Here is a 17,512-nt window from a genome sequence, read left to right as displayed (position 1 = left end):
AAATCACGAGCCACCACCCCCCTTGCCCCGGTATGGTCTTGGGAACGCCACGGGAGCCTGGATGCTGCCGGAGATCAGCCGCCGTACCAGGCGTGACCCCGACCTCGGCCGGGAAGCATGCCGGGGTGGGTTGATCGGGCGAGTGCTCACCGACATGCCAGCGAACCGGCCTTCACCAAGCTGAGCCGTTCGCCCGGTGTCCCGGCGGTGTCACACCCTGCGGTTATCTTTGCCGCCGCTGACCGACTGCCCTGATCGAGGAGACCGTGCCCGAGACAAGCCTTGCCCCTGAGACCGGTCCGGTGCCCGCACCGGCTCACTGGAAACGCAACGTCGCGCTCTTCCTGTCCGGCCAGACCGTGTCGCTGTTCGGCTCGATGGTCGTCCAGTACGTGGTGATGTGGTACGTCACGCTGGAGACGAAGTCCGGCCTGGCGGTCGCGCTCTACGCCATCTGCGCGTTCGCTCCCCAGGGCATCGTGTCGATCTTCGGCGGCGTACTGGCCGACCGGATGAACCGCAAGACGCTGACGATCATCGCCGATGCCGGCATCGCGGCGGCGACCCTGGTCCTGGCTCTGTTGATGTTGAACGGCGTCACGGACCTATGGGTGATTCTGCTGGCAGTCTCGGTCCGCTCGTTCGGGGCCGGGGTGCAGACGCCGACGGTGCAGGCGATGATCCCGCAGATCGTGCCGGCCGATCAGTTGATGCGGATCAACGGCATGTTCCAGACCATCAGCTCCGCGATGGCGCTGCTGGCACCGGCGGCGGCTGCCGCCATCTACGCCGGCTTCGGAGTGGTGCCGATCTTCTTCCTGGACGTGATCACCGCAGTGATCGGCATCGGGCTGCTGGCCCTGGTCTCGGTGCCCACCCTGGAGCGGGTGACCGAGACGGCGACCACCTACCGGCAGGACCTGGTCGAGGGCATGCGTTACATCTGGACCCACCGGATCGTCCGCTGGCTGTTGCTGGTGTTCGCGATCATCTTTCTGCTCACCGTCGCGCCGTCGTTCGTCACGCCGCTGATGGTGGCCCGCACCTTCGGTACGGAAAAGTGGATGCTGGCCGTGCTGGAGATCGCGTTCAGCGTCGGGATGATGCTCGGCGGCGCGTTGATCGCCACCTTGCTGGCCAAGCGCAGCCGGATCGGACTGATCCTGATCTCGACCTTCAGCTTCGCGGTCTGCACCGTGGCACTGGGCTTCAGTACCAACCTGTGGGTCTTCTACGGCTTCATGTTCCTGTTCGGGCTCGCGGTTCCGCTGTTCTCCACCCCGGTCACGACCTTGATCCAGGAGACGGTGGAGCCGGAGATGCAGGGCCGGGTGTTCAGTTACGTCGGCATCGTGATGGCCCTGGCCACCCCGATCGGCATGGTGGTGTTCGGTCCGCTGGCTGACGTGATCAGCGTCCAGACCCTGCTGATCGTGGCCGGTCTGATCACCATCGGCGTGACGATCGTGGCGATCATGGTGCCGTCCGGCCAGGCCGCTATCGCCGCCGCCCGAGCCACCTCGCCGGCAGCCGAAGGCCCGGCACCCGAGGAGCCGGTGGCCGCCCAGGCCCACTAGGTTCCGTCCCGCGCGTCAAGTGGCGGGGACGCAGCACCCGCGATCGGCGAAGTCCCACCGACGGGGTGCGGGGGCGCTGGCCGGGGTACCTCGTCCATCCCACGGGCCGGATCCCAGTCGAGATCCGACCCGTGGGTGGACGACGAATCAGCGGCTCAGCGTTCGTACAGGGCCCACATGTCCGGCGTCCGCTCGCAGTAGTACCAGTCGCCGGGGTGCCCTTCCGTCTGGGCTCGTCTGTCCTCGAAGACCTGTTCGACAGCACTACAGAAGAGCCCGCCGGCCTCGCTGGGTGCGAAGGTGCTGATCGGCGTGGCCGCAGCCTGCGCCGGGGTGGCGAGCAGACCGACACTCGTGGCGACGATGGCCGCGACCACGGCGGCCCTCTTGGGAATCATGGTTTCTCCCGTCGGTTGATGGGCGCACCCGATGGCCCCGTCCAGCGACCTCGGCGACGCAGGGTCGCCGTATCGACGCACGGATGATTTCGTCGAGGCTCAAACCTTATCGATGACAATGAACCCCATACAAGGACGTGTCCGCACAGCTGATCGGGCCCCGCGGCTACCGGTTCGTACGCAGCCACGTCTCGAAGGTCAGCAGCTCCGGACAGCGCTGGCGGAGTGCGGCGATGTCGACCCGGTTCCTCGCCATTCTCGGCATTCTCACCGCGCCCTCTCGTTAGGAAGGGGCCTTCCCAGCACCTCAGCGCAGGCGGTTACGCGGGTGTTGCTTGGCGGTGCGCTCGTTGCCCCGCCGGTAGTTGCCGGTCCAGCGGGCCATCACCTGCTGCGGATCGTCGTCGACCTCGGCGAGGAACTCGTCGGCCCGACCGCCGCGCAACGTCGTCGCGACCCGCCCCCGATGTGTGATCACCACGGACCCGTCGGGCCGTTCCAGATAGTCGAATCCACTCGCTTCTCCCATGCCGGCGGAGTCTGCCAGGCAGAGTGTCGGACCGCAGCCGGGTTTACGCCGTACGACGCTGTGCCCGTTAGGGTAGGACCGCCCGACCCGCCGAGGAGTACGCGTTGGAAGCCACCGAGATCCGTAAGCTCGCCGCGCTGGAGGACACCCACTGGTGGTACCGCGAGCGACGGGCCCTGCTGGCCCGGGCGCTGCGCCGGTTGGCCGCCAACGGGCAACGCCCCGGGGCCAGCAGCAGCACCCCGGAGCGGGCCCTGGACATCGGGGCGGCCGGCGGAGGCAACACCCGGGTCCTACGCGCCCACGGCTGGCAGCCGTTGGCCCTCGAGTACAGCGCCGAAGGCGCACAGGTGGCCGCCGAGCGGGGACTCGACGTGATCCGGGCCGACGCCCGCTATCTGCCGGTGCCCTCGGCCAGCCTGGGTCTGGTGGTCGCCTTCGACATCCTCGAACACATCGAGGAGGACCATCTGGCCGCCGCCGAGATCCGGCGTACGCTGCGCCCGGGCGGCACCGCGCTGATCGCCGTACCGTGTGACATGCGGTTGTGGTCGGCGCACGACGTGGCGGTCGGGCACGTCCGGCGCTACGACCGCGACTCGCTCACCGCCGTCGTCGAGAAGGCCGGGCTGGTGATCGACGAGTTGTGGAGCTGGAACGTTTTACTCCGCCCGGTGGCAGCCTGGCGACGTCGCAAGTCCACCGGCAGTGACCTGGACGATCTGCCTGGTGTGGTCAACCTCGGCCTCCGGACGATCATCACCGCCGAACGCTACCTACCGGTGAAGTCACTACCTGGTGTGTCCCTTATGTTACGCGCGCACCGACCGCTCACGGACTGAGTGGATTATCAGGTTCTGCCAACTAGATCACCCCATCCGGATGGTGGTAGGTTCCGCCGACACGGCGGCGTTCGCCGCTGATCTTCGACGTGTCCAGGCGAAAGAAGTTCCGGATGTTGGCAGCCGCCAAGGGCCTGCTCGGCCATGTTTCGCTCTACGTCGCCCTACAGCGTGGTCTCGGCGCTGACCGGCTGTGCTACCGCTGTCTCGACGAGTTGAGCCTCGCCGACGGGGACACGGTGATCGACGTCGGCTGCGGTCCCGCGTACTACTTCGGACGGCTGCCCAGGGTCCGCTACCACGGCTTCGACACGGCGCCACGGTACATCGAGTACGCCCGGCAGCGGTGGGGCAGTGACCGGGCCGAGTTCCACTGTGCCGTCTTCGGGGAGGAGCACCTGGCCCGGATCCCACCCGCCAACGCGGTGCTGCTGCTGGGGCTGCTGCACCACCTGTCCGATGCCGACTCCCGGAACCTGCTGCGGGTGGCGGCCCGGGCCCTCGCCCCCGGCGGGCGGGTGATCGCCGTCGACACCTGCTACGAACCCCGCCAGGGCCGCATCTCGCGTTGGATGTCCGACAACGACCGGGGCGAGTACGTCCGCAAGCCGGCCGGCTTCGTCGCACTGGCCCGGGAGTTCTTCGACGACGTCGACGGCGAGGTCGTCGACGACGCGACCCGGCTCCCGTCCAGCTTCTGGCTGATGCGGATGCGTAAACCACTGCTGACCGGCCGCGACAGCGCCTAGCGCAGCGGCACCGGCCGGCCGAACCGTACCGGGACCCCGGGTGAGTGCAGCACACTGACCGGCGGCCCCACCGGTGCTGGCAGGCCGGCCGCCGACACCAACCGGTCGTCCAACTCCAGCAGCTCGGCCCGGTGCAGTGGCCACGGCGGATGTTCGTTCGGCAGGTACAGCGTCCGGCCGTAGGCCCGTACGTGCAGCCCCCACCGGGCGGTCAGGAAGTGCTCCAGTTCGGTGGGCACGATGATCGGCTCACCGGCCCGGACCACCATCCGGCCGGTGACACCCGACCTGCCGGGCCATCGACGTCGGCACCGGTAGCTGTACCGGTCGCCGTCGCGGTCCAACCGCATCGCCGACCATTTGTACGGCAGCCGCAGGCTCGCCTGTGCGACGAGTACGGGCAGCAGCCGCGCCGCGTCCAGGGACAGGAACACCACGCCCCGCCGGCCCTCGTCGTCGACGGAGTACAGCCGGACGTTGGTCTCGCAGAAGGTGCCGAGGTAGGGCAGGCCGGGGCCGGACAGCAGGCCCAGCCCGACCATCCGGAACCCGATCAGGCCGACGTACGTGACGCCGTCGTACGCGTCCGGACGTGTTCCCGCCGGCAGGAAGGGCCGGATCGTCTCCGGCGCCGCCGGCCAGTGCAGGAAGGCGAGGTCGTGCCAACGTTGCACCAGCGAGGGGTGTGGAATCGGTCGGGGGGCCGACACGGTCACCGGCTCGGCACTCATGCCCACACATCATGCCGGTACGCCCCGAACCGTCGAAACAGGCTCAGCGGTAACCGATCAATCCGTCGTCCAGTTCCGACTGGTCCTCGTCGCGCAATGCCTGAAGGGCCTGCTGAAGCGCGAAGGTGCCGCGAATCGCCGAGATCCGCGCGGACACGTCGGCCGGGGCCAGGCCCCAGGGGCGAAGACGTACCAGGACAGCGGCCAGCAGCGTGTCGCCGTAGCTGGCCGCGACGGCGGCGAGGTCCTCGGCCTGGTCCCCCAGGAGGACGCCGTCCCAGTCGACCACACCGCTCAGCCGGGGCACCCCGTCCGTCCACTCCCACAGGACGTTCTCGCCACCGAGGTCACCGTGTACGACAGCGGAGGTGACCTGTGGAAGACCATCCAGGGCGGCGAGTTCCCACTCGGCCCGGTCCCGTCCGGCCACAGACATCAGCGGCCACAACTCCCGGCGTACGCCCTCGGCAAAGTCCGGCCACCGATCAGCGCGCTGGTGCGGTAGGGCCTCACGGGCCGCCTCCGTCGCACCTGCCTCGCTGAGCGTCCTGAACAGGGCGGCATACTGGGCGGCGACGGTGTCCGATATGCCGGGACGCAGGAGTTCCGAAGTTGCCAGTGGTGCCCCCGGAACCCGGCTCAGCACCAGGTACGACGGTTCGCCGCCGGCCGTGGTCCCCTCGGCCAGGGGCTGTGGGGTACGGAAGCCGAGGCCCAGTCCGGAGAGCACACGAAGCACGGCAGCTCGCCGGGGCATCCGTTCACCGGCCGCCCTGGTGCGGGCGAAGCACACGACCTGCTCCGCGCCGATCACCACATCGTGGAACTGCCCCCGACGCACGACAAGATCCGGCAGATCGTCCGCTGGCAGCAGCCTGCCGAGCACCGCCCGGTGGGTCTCGACGACGTTCACAGGTCCTTGCCGAGCCAGTGGGCGGCGTACGGGTCGTCGTTGAAGGCCGGAATCGGCCGGTAACCGTGCTTGGCGTACAGCCGTCGTGCCTCGACCAGGTCGTCGCGGGTGTCGAGCCGCAGCCGGGACAGGCCACGCGCCCGGGCCACCCGCTCGACCTCGGCCAGCAGCCGCGACGCGATCCCCCGGCCCCGGGCCTGGTGCGTGACGAAGACCCTCTTCACCTCACCGACCCCATCGGGCAGGAGGCGTAGCCCGGCACAGCCGACCACGGTCGTCCCCTCGCCGGCCACCCAGAACAGGCCGTCCGGCAGCTGAAGATCGTCGCTGGGCTCCTCCACCAGCACGGCGTCGATCTCGGCCTCGGTCACCGGCCGGCCGTGGTAACGGCCCACGATGTCGTGGTAGTACGCCCGCAGCACCGCGCGGGACTGCTCGTCGTCCGGGGAGACGATCGTGATCGACAGGGGCATGGAGACAGCGGTCATCGGGCCATCCTCGCCAATCCGGCAGGACGGTGACCAGCGATTTCCGGTCACCCCAGCTCGTAGACCGCCAGCCGGCCGTTGTCGAACCGGAGCCGGGCCAACTCCCGCAGGTCGGAGGCCTCGTAGCCCACCGACCGGTCGACCACCAACCACCGTACGCCGTGCCGCTCCCGCAACTCGCGCAGCGCGTCGGCGGTGGGGGCGGAGAACGCCTCGTCGTTGCGGCGCAGCAGGTCCTGGTCCCAGAACGGGGTGTACGCCCCCAGGGCAGCCACCCGGGGCGCGAACGCCCACCCCTCCACCAGTACCCGGCGTTCGCTGTAGGCGCTCAACCAGAAACCCCGGGCGTCGCACCAGCCGTTGCCCTTGACCACACAGTGCACGTTGGTGGCGACCACGTCGTCCGGCGAGCTGTGGTCCCGGGTCCAGCGCGCCGCCTCGACCCGTGACCTGGGCAACGGGACGTTGACGTAGGCCCCGCCGTTGGGGGCCCGCTCGGACTTGTGCATGTCCATGATCAGGCCCGGGGCACCGATCACCAGGATGGCTGTCAACGCCACGAGCCCACCGCGACCACGCAGCGCCGGTTGTCGCTGGCTGATCGGTCCCCACAGCGCGAAGACGACCAGGCCGACCGTGGCCAGGGCCAGCGACCACTGGAGCATCGGACGGATCGGATCGAACGGGGTGCCCCCGGTGGCTTGTCCGGCGTAACCGAGCTGGATCGCCACCAGCAGCAACACGAGCCCGACGGCAAACCCGGCCAGCAGCTGCTTCTCCCGGTCGGTCAGCCGGGCCCGGTCGAGAACCTTCGCGTAGCCCCAGGCGGAGAGCACCACCGCGAAGGTGAAGCCGGCCCGCAGGAAGTACTGGTTGCCGCCACCGGACTGTTCCACCACCAGATAGAAGGCGAGGCCGGCAACGGTTCCGGCCAGCAGCAGCCACTGCGTCGGGTCGAGTCGGGGCCCCCGCGTCCGCAGCAGCGGCACGATCCCGGCGGCCCGCAGTTGCATGTTCACCAGGAACATCGCCAGTACGGCAAGCACCACCAGTGCCTGCATCCAGAACGGACGGTCGGGCGGCCGGGCCCAGAAGCCCTCGAGGCTCCACAGCGGACCGATCTGTACGCCGTACGCCTGGAAACGGTAGAGCACCGCCGTGGCGAAGAGTTGCGCGGCACCGGCCAGGACCCCGGCCACGACCACCGCCCACGGGACACGTCGACGGGAGATCAGCAGGACGAGCGCGGTGATCGCCAGGGCCAGCGCGACGACCGGCACCGAACTGGCCTTGGCCCCGCTGGAGGCGAACATCAACAGCCCGACCAGCACGAAGGCGCCGGGCCCGATCGGTGCCACCGGTCGATCCGTACGCCGGTCGACGACGTCGACCAGGACCGCGATCAACGCGATCAGCAGCACCCAGCTGTAGATCATCGACATGCCGTGCCAGATGACGAAGGTCGCCTGGGTGCCGAACGGCATGGTCACCGGGTCGGTGAAGTTGGTCTCGCCGATGACGAAGAACAGGATCGCCGCCCCGGCCCCGACGTACGGCCGGCCACTGGCCCGCCAGCCCAGTACGGCGGTGAGCACGATCGCCGCCGCGCACAGCGCCGGTACGGCCAGCCGCAACGCCACCACCGGCAGGTCGATCCGGCCGATCAGGCTGGTCGCGGCCATGTGGGCGTACCCGAACCAGTGGTAGTCGAGCCGTTCCGCCGCGACCTGCGGCACGTGCAGCGGGAACTGGTGCTTCGCCTCCCCGGCCAGCGACAGTTGGTAGGCGAGGTCGACGTACTGCCGGGTGCCCTCGTCGGTGGGCAGGATCGGGTTGCGTTGCAGGAAGACCGAGGACAGGTAGGTGGTGAAGAAGGCCACCGCCCCGGCCAACGTCCACGACCAGCCCACCGGGGCGTGGGCGGGGTAGTCCCGGACCAGCCAGTGCCGGCGCAGCCCGGGTACGGCGGCGAAGACCGCCACCACCGCCAGTGGCCACGACCACAGCCAGCCGCCGATGTCCAGCACGGCGAACAGCGCCCAGGCCGGCAGTTCCAGGACCAGTCCGACGGCGGCTCCCATCGCCACGTCCTCGACCAGGGTGTGCGGCCGACGGCGCAGCGCCCGGTAGACCAGGGTGCCCGGCAGGAGCACGGCCAGGCAGACGTAGCCGGCGTACCGGACGAGGTCCAGCGGGGACGTGCCGGCCGCCATCAGCACGACGGCGACGTACCCGACCCCCACCGCCAGCGGTAGCCAGCGACGCAGGGCGGACGGCGCGGGACGCGACGCAGCGGTCGACGGCTCGGTTTCCGGACGCGCCGTCGAGGTCATCCGGACGCCCTCGGCCCCGCAGCCGCTGCGGTCAGGCCGTCACCGGCCACCCGCACCCCGGCCGGTTCCCCGGTCTCCCCCGATTCCGCAGTCTCCCCCGATTCCGCAGTCGCCACCGGTTCCCCGGCCGCTCCCGGGGCGGTGCCGGCCACCGGGGCGACCTCGGCGTCGGCCGTGTGATCAGCGTTCACCGTGCGGTCACTCTCCAACGTGTCGGAGCCGATGAAGTAGCTGGGGCGTCCCTGCACCGCGACGTAGATGCGGGCGACGTACTCGCCGAGCAGTCCCAGGCAGAGCAACTGCACCGCCCCGAGGAAGAGAATCGCGACGTAGAGCGAGGGCCAGCCGGCGACCGTGTAGTCGAGCAGGTAGGCGACGAACACGACGACCAGCAGCACGGCGCAGAGCACCACCCCGCCGGCACCGAGCCAGGTGGCCATCCGCAGCGGGGCCGCCGAGAAGCTGGTGATGCTGTCGGTGGCCAGCCGGAACATCCGGGACAGCGTGTACTTCGTCCGGCCGGCGGCCCGTTCCTCCCGGACGTAGCTGACCTCGCCACTGGGGAAACCGAGCCAGGGCACCACGAGCCGGAGCACCGGACGCTGCTCGGGCAACTCCCGCAGGGCTGCCACGGTCGCCCGGCTGAGCAGCCGGAAGTCGCCAGCCTGGTCCGGAATGCTGTTGCCGACCAGGCGACGCACCAGTCGGTAGTAGAGCCCCGCCGTCCACCGTTTGAACGGCGAGTCGGTGGACCGGTCGTGACGTACGCCGTACACGATGTCGAGCCCGCGCGACCGGGCCAGCCGCAGCATCTCGCCGATGGCCTCCGGCGGGTCCTGTAGGTCGGCGTCGATGCTGGCGACGTAGTCGCCCCGGGCCCGGAACAGGCCGGCGGTCAGGGCCGCCTGGTGGCCGCTGTTGCGCCGTAGCCGGATCACCCGGAGCTGCGGCCAGCCACGCCGCAGACCGGCGAGGACCGCCGGGGTGGCGTCGGTGCTGCCGTCGTCGACGGCGACCACCTCGTACGCTTCGCCCAGTTCGTCGAGCGCGGCCCGTAGCCGGGGTGCCAGCAGCGGTAGGACGCTCTCCTCGTTGAACATCGGCACGACGACGGAGAGCGTCGGCTCCGGCTGGGTCACGGCGGCGCCCCTCTCCGATCGATCGAGAAACGGACAGCCGAACGCTACCAGCACCCTTCGTGACGGACGTCACGACAGGAGCGACATCTCCCGTCGCCAGGTCGGTGACGGGTCGGTGCCCTCGTCAGCCGGCGCAGGAGCTGACCGGCAGCCCGGGCACCGGTACCGGCGATCGACCGACTGGCTTGGCCTGACCGGCCAGTACCCCGGCCAGCGCGGTCATCGACGCCGGGCTGGAGGAGTACGTCGCCAGCAGCACCTTGGACTTCGCCTTGCCCAGCAGGTACGGCGTGTCCATGCCCACGGTCACCGTCGCGTCGTCCCGCAGGTCGGCGGCCTTATCGCCGTAGCCGACCAGGTGCACCACAGTCCCGCCCCGGTCGACCACCTCGACCCCGGCCGCCCGCAGTGCGTCGGACAGCAGCTGGCGGGTACGGTCCCGGCCGCCCGAGGAACTGATGGTGACCGGACCGGTCACCTTCGCGCTGGGGCACGACCCGCGCAGTTGGGTCACCGCCGCTGCGGCAAGTTTGCCGACCGCCTCCCGGTGGGCCGGGCTGTTCAGCGTGGACATGGCCGGCGTCTGGTGTTCGGCCAGCCGGAGCTTCAGGGTCAGCACCCGGGTCACCGCCTCCACCAGGCGGGTCCGGGGCAGCGAGCCGTCCCGCAGGGCGGCCAGCAGCCCGTCGTACGCCTGGGTGACGTTCGGCGGCATCAGCAGCAGGTCGTTGCCGGCGTTGATCGCCTTGACCGCCGCCTCACCGGCCGGCCAGCGCTGGACGGCACCCATGTTCATCCCGTCGGTGACCAGCACTCCCTTGAAGCCGAGCTGGCCACGTAGCACGTCGGTCAGCAGCTTGCGGGAGAAGGTCGCCGGGACCCCCGGGTCGATGGCGCGTACGTCGAGGTGGGCGGACATCACCAGCCAGGCGTCGGCGGCGATGCCGGCCTTGAACGGCGGCAACGCCCCGGCGTCGAGCACCTTGCGGTCCTGGGTGAGCGTCGGCAGGTCGTCGTGCGAGTCGGCGGCGGTGTGGCCGTGACCGGGGAAGTGCTTCACGGTCGCCGCGACGCCCGTGCCCTGGAGTCCGCGTACCGCTCCGCTGACCTGCTCCCCGACGGCCCTCGGGTCGGCACCGTACGACCGGGAACCGATCACCGTGCTGTTGGTGGCCAGTACGTCGGCGACCGGCGCGAAGTCGACGTTGATGCCCATGGCGGCGAGTTCGGTGCCGGCCACCCGCCAGGCACCCTCGGTCAGTGCCGGGTCACCGGCGGCCCCGGCGGCCAGTGCGCTGGGCAGGTTGGTGACCCCGTCCCTGATCCGGGTGACCACACCGAATTCCTGGTCGATGCCGACCAGCAGCGGCGCGGCACCGGCCGGTAGTTTCGCGGCGGCGGCCCGCAGCCCGGTGGTCAGGCCGTGCACCTGCTCCGGGGTGTCGACGTTGGTGGTGACCTGGTTGCTGCCGGTGGGGTCGTCGGCGGAGAAGCCGACCAGGATCACGCCACCGAGCCGGTACTTCTCGATCATCTGGGCGGGGGTGTCCACCCCGGCGAGTTTCTGGTTGCCGGCCGCCGACCCGGCGGAGACCTTGCTGGCCGAGTCGCCGTAGGCGAAGGGCATCAGCACCTGGCCGACCAGGTCCTCGTCGGCGAGGCTGCCGGCGAGTCGGGCTGCCCGGTCGGCGAGATCTCCGCCGGTGGGGAGGCTGGGTGGCGCTGGGCTCGCGGGTGGTGCGGCGGCCGGGTCGGTGCCACAGCCGGTCAGGATCAGCGCGGCCAGTACGACGAGCGCGACGGGAGTCCGCCGAGGGGTGAACGGCACGCCAGCCATCCCACCAGGGCACCCCTAATCGGGGCAACTCGGGGTCACCCGCCCGGGGTGTGGCCGACCCTCCGAGCCGACCGACCGGTCGGTCGATTGGCCCGGGGACCGGGGAGGGAACGGCCACTCTCCCCCGGTCTGGGGGAGGACGGCCGGTTCCCACCCGGGCTCGGACCCGCCGGTGGACGTCGCTCAACCGACCTGGGTGAGAACGGTCACGGGTGCGCCGTCCCCGGCGTGCCGGTACGGCTCCAGTTCCGCGTCCCAGGCGGTTCCGAGTGCCTTGTCGAGGGCATGCGCCAGCGCCTCCGGCGCCCGGGCGGACGCCATGATCGCGCGGAGCCGGTCCTCGCCGAGCTGGATGTCACCGGCGGCTCCGGCGGCGGCCCGGAACAGCCCCCGACCGGGGACGTACATGAACCGCTCACCGTCGACTCCCGGGCTCGGCTCCTCGGTGATCTCGAAACGGATCATGGGCCACTGCCGGAGGGCAGCAGCCAGTTCCGCGCCGGTCCCTGGTCGACCGGACCATCCGCACTCGGCCCGCCGGGCGGATGGATCGACCGGTTGGGCAGTCCAGTGCAAATTGACCGGCGTCGTAAGGACGCGCGCGATCGCCCATTCGACGTGTGGGCACACGGCGAGCGGGGTCGAGTGGACGTATACGACGCCACGCGTTGGCACGTTGTGACCTCCCGGGGAGCGAGGTGCGTCTTCCCCTACGACCTCGATCTCCCAGTCGGCTGGAACATATGATGACTGACGTTACGGATGGTGTGCCAGGAAATCGGAAATTCGACGGTACGGAATAGCCGTACCGGTGGCCATGGTTGTCTCCCTGTGACGGCCGCGCTGGCCAACCAGCCTTCACGGTCATGTAAAGTTCACTCGGCGGCTTCTGCCGCCAATAGCGTTTCCATATCCGGCGGCTCACTGGGCCACCAGAACCCCCTCCGGCGGTCCACCGTCGGGCCCCCGGACATCCGTCCTCCCGTACGCACGTCTTGCAAGGAGTACCTCCGTGGCGAGCAACACCTCTAAGACCGCGCGCGCGTCAGTCCGCGCCGGCCAGGCCGGTCAGGGTGGCGCCCTGAGCGTTCTCGGCGAGTTCAAGTACCTCATCCCGCTCAACGGCGGCAAGCACGCCTACGTGCGGAACCTGACCAACGGCAAGACCAACCACCTGCGCACCGACTCCGAGGCCTTCATCGAGGAGATCCGGGTGCTGGCCGGTGCCGGTCACGCGGCCAAGATCCGGGCTGAGATCAACGGCCTGGCCGCTGCCTTCCCGACCCACGGCTGGGACACCACCGAGAAGCGCCTGGTCGAGGCCGGCGTCTTCGAGGCCTGAGTCACCCCGTAGTCACCCACCCGGCCCGGTACGGATCGATCGATCCGTACCGGGCCGGTGGCGTCATGTCAGGTAACAGGACCGGGAGCGGTCGGACGGGCACAGCCTGGCCGGACGGGCACACCCTGACCGAACGAACGGGCACAGCGTGGCCGGGCAGCCTCCAGCGACCGGGCAGCCCCTAGCCCAAACGCGAGTGTTCCTCTAATCTGCGCGAATGGCGACATCGACGCGCATCATCGGCACGGCCGTGCTCCTGCTGCTCGTCCTCGCCCCCTCGGCCCCGGCATCCGCCCACGCCGAGCGTGATCCGGTCTATCCGGACGGCACCGGCAGCGTGCCGACCTACCGTACGGACGGTCCCCGGCTCCTGGTCTGCAAGGACGATCCGGCCGACTTCGCCACCCGGATCGCCGGCTTCCCGACCGAGGTCAGGACCCGCAACCAGGAGCTGTTCGCCGAGTGCCGACGCTCCGGTTACCGGCACATCCAGACTGCGGTGAACGCCGTACGACTGCCCGGCACCCGGATCCTGGTGCTGCCCGGCACCTACCGCGAGGAGCCGAGCCTCGCTCCGCAGACGGCGGCCTGCGCCTCGCTCGACGCACCGATGGCGGGCAACCAGCTCTACCAGGTGCTCTCCTTCGAGCAGCAGCGGAACTGCCCGCACGTACAGAACCTCGTCGCCGTGATCGGCAAGCCGGACCTACAGATCGAGGGCACCGGCGCGGGCCCGCTGGACGTGATCGTTGACGCCGGCTACCAGAAGCTCAACGCCATCCGCGCCGACCGGGCCAACGGCTTCTACCTGCGTAACCTGACCGCCCAGCGGACCACCTTCAACGCCGTCTACATCCTGGAGACCGACGGCTTCGTCATCGACCGGGTCACCGGCCGCTGGAACGACGAGTACGGGTTCCTCACCTTCGCCGACGACCACGGCCTCTACACCGACTGCGAGGCGTACGGCAACGGCGACTCCGGCGTCTATCCGGGGGCCGCCTCCAACATCAACGCCGACCGGGGTCACCGGGTCGACCGCTACGCCATCGAGATCCGGGGCTGCTACTCCCACCACAACCTGCTCGGCTACTCCGGCACGGCCGGGGACTCGGTCTGGGCGCACGACAACGTCTTCACCGGCAACGCGGCCGGGGTGGGCACCGACTCGGCCTTTCCCAACCATCCGGGCATGCCGCAGAACCACGCCAGGTTCGAGCGGAACGTGATCGGCGACAACAACGAGGACTACTACCGGTACGTACGGGACGGCACCTGCGCCCGTCCGTACGCCGAGCGGGGCTACGAGCAGGGCGTGGTCTGCCCGGCGGTGGGGTTGCCGGTGGGGACCGGAGTGATCAACCCGGGCGGCAACTACAACATCTGGCGGGACAACTGGGTCTACGGGCACAAATATGCCGGCTTTGTCACCTCCTGGGTGCCCGGCCAGGTACGTGGCGACTCGTCGTTCGACGCCCAGTTCGACACCTCGCACCACAACCGGTACCTCGGCAACGAACTGGGCGTCCGCCAGGACGGCACGACCTCGCCCAACCGGATGGACTTCTGGTGGGACGGTCAGGGGCGCGGGTCGTGCTGGCAGCGGCCCTCCGGGGCCGGTTCCGAGCCGCTGGCGCTGCCCGCCTGCGGGGCCGACGACCTGCCCGCCGGACTCGGGGTCAACCGGGCGGTCGCCGAGCCGGGCAAGCTCGTCAAGCTCTACGCCTGCTCCGACTACTCCCTCGGCGAGCGCCGGATGCCGGGCAACTGCGACTGGTACGGCGCACGTGGACTGGCCCGGATCGAGGTGCAGTGGGCGCTCGGGGAGGCGCTGCTGCTCGGCCTGGTCGCCCTGGCGCTGTGGGTACGCGCGACCCGGCGTACGGCGCTGTCCGCAGGCGCCCTGGCGCTGCTGGTCGGCGGCCTGACCGCCGGTGTGTACGGCACGGCGGCGGAGGCGACCTGGTGGACCCCGGCCGGGCTGGCGCTGCTCGGGTTCGGCTGGTTGGGCACCGGCTGGTCGCTGCGTGCCGCCGGACGGGTCGGCCTCGGCTGGCTCACCGTGACGCTCGGTGTCCTCGCGCTGCTCGGCGCGGTCGACCGGGGCCTGGTCATGCTCCCGTTCACCCCGGTCGGGCCGGTGTGGCCGCGCCTGCTGCTGGAGCTGGTCTGGGTGCCCTGGGCACTGCTGGCACTGCGCCGCCGCACGCTGGCAGTACGCCATCAAACGTGACGGAGATCAAATACCGCCCGACATACCTTGATCGCTGGGGCGGACCGCCGCTACTACCCGTACCCTCGCTCTGGTCACCGATACGGACCGACGCCCACTGACCTGGCCGCCGGACGTGGCGGTGAGCCACCGCCGAACCGTCCGGGAGCCAGCGCGTTGACCGACCGTACCGTCCTCGAGCAGGAGATCGCCGCCGAGCAGCGCCATCTCGACCGGGTCTACGCCCGGCTGGCGCGGCTGCGCCAGTCGGCCGCCCTGGCGGAGCAGGAGGGCTACCGGCTGGCCCGGGTGGGCAACTTCGGTGCGCTGGTGGAACGCGACGCCATGGTCTTCCACGCCGCCCGCCGCCGACACGCGCTGGACGCGGAACACGAGGGGCTGGTCTTCGGCCGGCTGGACCTGCGCGACGGTTCGGTGATGCACGTCGGACGCCTCGGGGTACGGGGGGAGAACTCCGAACCACTCGTGATCGACTGGCGGGCCCCGGCTGCCGCCGCCTTCTACCAGGCCACCGCCGCCGAGCCGCTCGGCGTGATCCGGCGTCGGATGATCCAGTCGACCGGTGAGCGGGTGACCCGGATCGAGGACGACCTGCTCGACCCGGCCGCCGCACCGGCCGGGATGCGGGTGGTCGGTGACGGCGCGCTGCTGGCCACCCTGTCCCGGGCCACCGGTCGGGGCATGCGGGACATCATCGCCACCATCCAGCGGGAACAGGACCAGGCGATCCGCTCCCCCGGCTCCGGGGTGACGATCGTGTCCGGTGGGCCGGGCACCGGCAAGACCGCGGTCGCCCTGCACCGGGCGGCGTACCTGCTCTACTCCGACCGCAACCGGTTCGCCGGTGGCGGCGTCCTGGTGGTCGGCCCGTCCGGGGTCTTCGTCGAGTACATCGCCTCGGTGCTGCCCTCGCTCGGCGAGGAGACCGCCACCCTGCACTCGCTGGGCTCGCTCTTTCCGGGCGTGGTGGCGGTCCGGACCGACCCCGCCGCGACGGCTGCGGTCAAGGGTTCCCTGCGGATGCGTCAGGTGCTGCGCCGGGCGGTACGGGACGCGGTACCGGACGGTCCGGGCGAACTCCGGCTCCTCTATCGGGGTGAGCTGCTCCGGTTGACCACGGCCGAACTGGACACGATCCGGACCCGGGCGCTGTCCGGGGGCGGTCGGCGCAACGAGGTACGCCGCGCCGGCTTCGACGGGATCTTCAACGCGCTGTGGGCACAGGTCCGACGGTTGCCTGTCGGCCGGCTGCCCGGCCAGCGGGAGTTCGAGGACGACCTGTCCGAGCGGGAGGAGTTCCGCGACTTCCTGAAGGCGTGGTGGCCCCGGCTGCACCCGTGGCACGTACTCGGCTGGCTGGCCCGGCCCGAGCGGCTGCGGGCGTACTCGGCGGGAATCCTGTCCCGGGCCGAGACCCGGCTGCTGGCCGAGTCGTACCGCAACCTGGAGGCGGACGGGCCGACGATCGCCGACGTGGCCCTGCTCGACGAGTTGGACGAGTTGCTCGGTCGGCCGATGAAGCCGGTCAAGCGCAAACGTGACCCGTTCCACGTCGCGGGCGGGATCCGCGAACTGACCACGTACGCCGACCGGCAGCGGGCCGACCGGGCGCAACGGCAACGCTCGGAGGACTACCGCGAGTACGCCCACGTGGTGGTGGACGAGTCCCAGGACGTGTCGCCGATGCAGTGGCGGATGATCGGTCGGCGGGGTCGGCTGGCCTCCTGGACCGTGGTGGGTGATCCGGCACAGACGGCGTGGACGGGCGACCCCCGGGAGCTGGCCCAGGCCCGGGACAAGGCGCTGGGTCGTCGGCCCCGGCACGAGTACACGCTCTCCACCAACTACCGCAACCCGGCGGAGATCTTCGCGGTGGCCGCGCAGGTGATCCGCGAGGTCCACCCCGATCTGCCGCTGCCCACCGCCGTACGCTCGACCGGCGTCGAACCGCTCTCCCTGCATGTCCCCGCCGCACGACTGGCGGACGCCACCCGGGAGGCCACCGCCCGGCTGCTGGCCGAGGTCGAGGGCACCGTCGGTGTGATCACCCCGGTCCCCCGCCGGGACGAGGTCGCCGGCTGGCTGGCTGGCCTGGCCGGACCGCGCCTACAGGTGGTGACCAGCCTCCAGGCCAAGGGCATGGAGTACGACGGAGTCGTCCTGGTGGCCGGTGCCGAGATCCGGGCCGACTCCGAGTCGGGCGTACGGACGCTGTACGTCGCCCTGTCCCGGGCCACCCAGCGCCTCACCACCATCGAGATCACTGCTGCGTGATCCGGGAGTAACTCCCGCGTGTCGTCGGCGTGTCGCCGCGACGAGTCCCTGATCACCGGATCGCTGCCAACATTTTGCTTGCATACATAGCAATGTGAGCATAGGTTGGGCCGGACGCGAAGGGGCG

15 protein-coding genes are annotated in these 17,512 nt (G+C 70.4%); 6 read left to right on the top strand and 9 right to left on the bottom strand.

Going from position 1 to position 17,512, the window contains the following annotated elements; all coding sequences use genetic code 11:
- Positions 1–266 precede the first annotated feature (266 nt).
- Positions 267–1,577 carry an MFS transporter gene (locus tag ACFQ4H_RS03875; protein ID WP_377566991.1) on the top strand — a complete coding sequence of 437 codons (1,311 nt, stop codon included), beginning with the start codon at positions 267–269 and terminating at the stop codon, positions 1,575–1,577.
- Between the two features lie 155 nt (positions 1,578–1,732).
- Here ACFQ4H_RS03875 and ACFQ4H_RS03870 read toward each other — a convergent pair whose 3' ends face one another.
- Positions 1,733–1,975, bottom strand: a complete 243-nt coding sequence (locus ACFQ4H_RS03870) for a hypothetical protein (RefSeq protein ID WP_377566989.1) — start codon at positions 1,973–1,975, stop codon at positions 1,733–1,735.
- Positions 1,976–2,282: 307 nt separating this feature from the next.
- On the bottom strand, positions 2,283–2,504 hold the full coding sequence (locus tag ACFQ4H_RS03865; RefSeq protein ID WP_377566987.1) for a hypothetical protein: 222 nt from the start codon (positions 2,502–2,504) through the stop codon (positions 2,283–2,285).
- Positions 2,505–2,608: 104 nt separating this feature from the next.
- Here ACFQ4H_RS03865 and ACFQ4H_RS03860 point away from each other — a divergent pair, with 104 nt between their 5' ends.
- Both ACFQ4H_RS03860 and ACFQ4H_RS03855 read left to right on the top strand, forming a co-directional pair.
- Complete coding sequence (locus tag ACFQ4H_RS03860) at positions 2,609–3,346, top strand: class I SAM-dependent methyltransferase (protein ID WP_377566985.1); 738 nt, start codon at positions 2,609–2,611, stop codon at positions 3,344–3,346.
- Between the two features lie 89 nt (positions 3,347–3,435).
- On the top strand, positions 3,436–4,095 hold the full coding sequence (locus ACFQ4H_RS03855; protein ID WP_377566983.1) for a class I SAM-dependent methyltransferase: 660 nt from the start codon (positions 3,436–3,438) through the stop codon (positions 4,093–4,095).
- Here the strand turns inward: ACFQ4H_RS03855 and ACFQ4H_RS03850 are convergent.
- The 7 genes from ACFQ4H_RS03850 to ACFQ4H_RS03820 form a co-directional block, all read right to left on the bottom strand.
- Positions 4,092–4,826: a YqjF family protein gene (locus ACFQ4H_RS03850; protein WP_377566981.1), complete on the bottom strand. Its 735-nt coding sequence runs from the start codon at positions 4,824–4,826 to the stop codon at positions 4,092–4,094. The genes ACFQ4H_RS03855 and ACFQ4H_RS03850 overlap by 4 nt on opposite strands.
- A gap of 43 nt (positions 4,827–4,869) precedes the next feature.
- Positions 4,870–5,739 carry an aminoglycoside phosphotransferase family protein gene (locus ACFQ4H_RS03845; protein ID WP_377566978.1) on the bottom strand — a complete coding sequence of 290 codons (870 nt, stop codon included), beginning with the start codon at positions 5,737–5,739 and terminating at the stop codon, positions 4,870–4,872.
- Entirely contained in the window at positions 5,736–6,227 is a 492-nt protein-coding gene (locus tag ACFQ4H_RS03840) for a GNAT family N-acetyltransferase (protein ID WP_377566976.1), read from the bottom strand. Before ACFQ4H_RS03840 ends, ACFQ4H_RS03845 begins: the two co-directional genes overlap by 4 nt.
- A 47-nt stretch (positions 6,228–6,274) precedes the next feature.
- A complete protein-coding gene (locus tag ACFQ4H_RS03835; protein ID WP_377566974.1) occupies positions 6,275–8,560 on the bottom strand; it encodes a hypothetical protein in 2,286 nt (761 codons plus the stop codon).
- Positions 8,557–9,699, bottom strand: coding sequence for a glycosyltransferase family 2 protein (locus ACFQ4H_RS03830; RefSeq protein WP_377566972.1), 1,143 nt, complete (start codon positions 9,697–9,699; stop codon positions 8,557–8,559). Before ACFQ4H_RS03830 ends, ACFQ4H_RS03835 begins: the two co-directional genes overlap by 4 nt.
- A 124-nt stretch (positions 9,700–9,823) precedes the next feature.
- A complete protein-coding gene (locus ACFQ4H_RS03825) occupies positions 9,824–11,536 on the bottom strand; it encodes a glycoside hydrolase family 3 protein (protein ID WP_377566970.1) in 1,713 nt (570 codons plus the stop codon).
- 183 nt (positions 11,537–11,719) lie between these two features.
- Entirely contained in the window at positions 11,720–12,211 is a 492-nt protein-coding gene (locus tag ACFQ4H_RS03820; RefSeq protein WP_377566968.1) for a DUF3145 domain-containing protein, read from the bottom strand.
- A gap of 337 nt (positions 12,212–12,548) precedes the next feature.
- Here ACFQ4H_RS03820 and ACFQ4H_RS03815 point away from each other — a divergent pair, with 337 nt between their 5' ends.
- The 3 genes from ACFQ4H_RS03815 to ACFQ4H_RS03805 all read left to right on the top strand — a co-directional run bounded on the left by ACFQ4H_RS03815 (position 12,549) and on the right by ACFQ4H_RS03805 (position 17,385).
- A complete protein-coding gene (locus tag ACFQ4H_RS03815; protein ID WP_377566966.1) occupies positions 12,549–12,878 on the top strand; it encodes a hypothetical protein in 330 nt (109 codons plus the stop codon).
- A 217-nt stretch (positions 12,879–13,095) separates the two neighbouring features.
- Positions 13,096–15,111, top strand: a complete 2,016-nt coding sequence (locus tag ACFQ4H_RS03810; protein ID WP_377566964.1) for a right-handed parallel beta-helix repeat-containing protein — start codon at positions 13,096–13,098, stop codon at positions 15,109–15,111.
- A gap of 156 nt (positions 15,112–15,267) precedes the next feature.
- Positions 15,268–17,385: a HelD family protein gene (locus ACFQ4H_RS03805; protein ID WP_377566962.1), complete on the top strand. Its 2,118-nt coding sequence runs from the start codon at positions 15,268–15,270 to the stop codon at positions 17,383–17,385.
- Positions 17,386–17,512 lie beyond the last annotated feature (127 nt).

This window comes from Micromonospora sonneratiae, from assembly GCF_042679305.1.
Classification (GTDB): Bacteria; Actinomycetota; Actinomycetes; order Mycobacteriales; family Micromonosporaceae; genus Micromonospora_H; species Micromonospora_H sonneratiae.
Note: the sequence above shows the minus strand (reverse complement) of the source record. Positions and strands in the feature narration are given on the sequence as shown.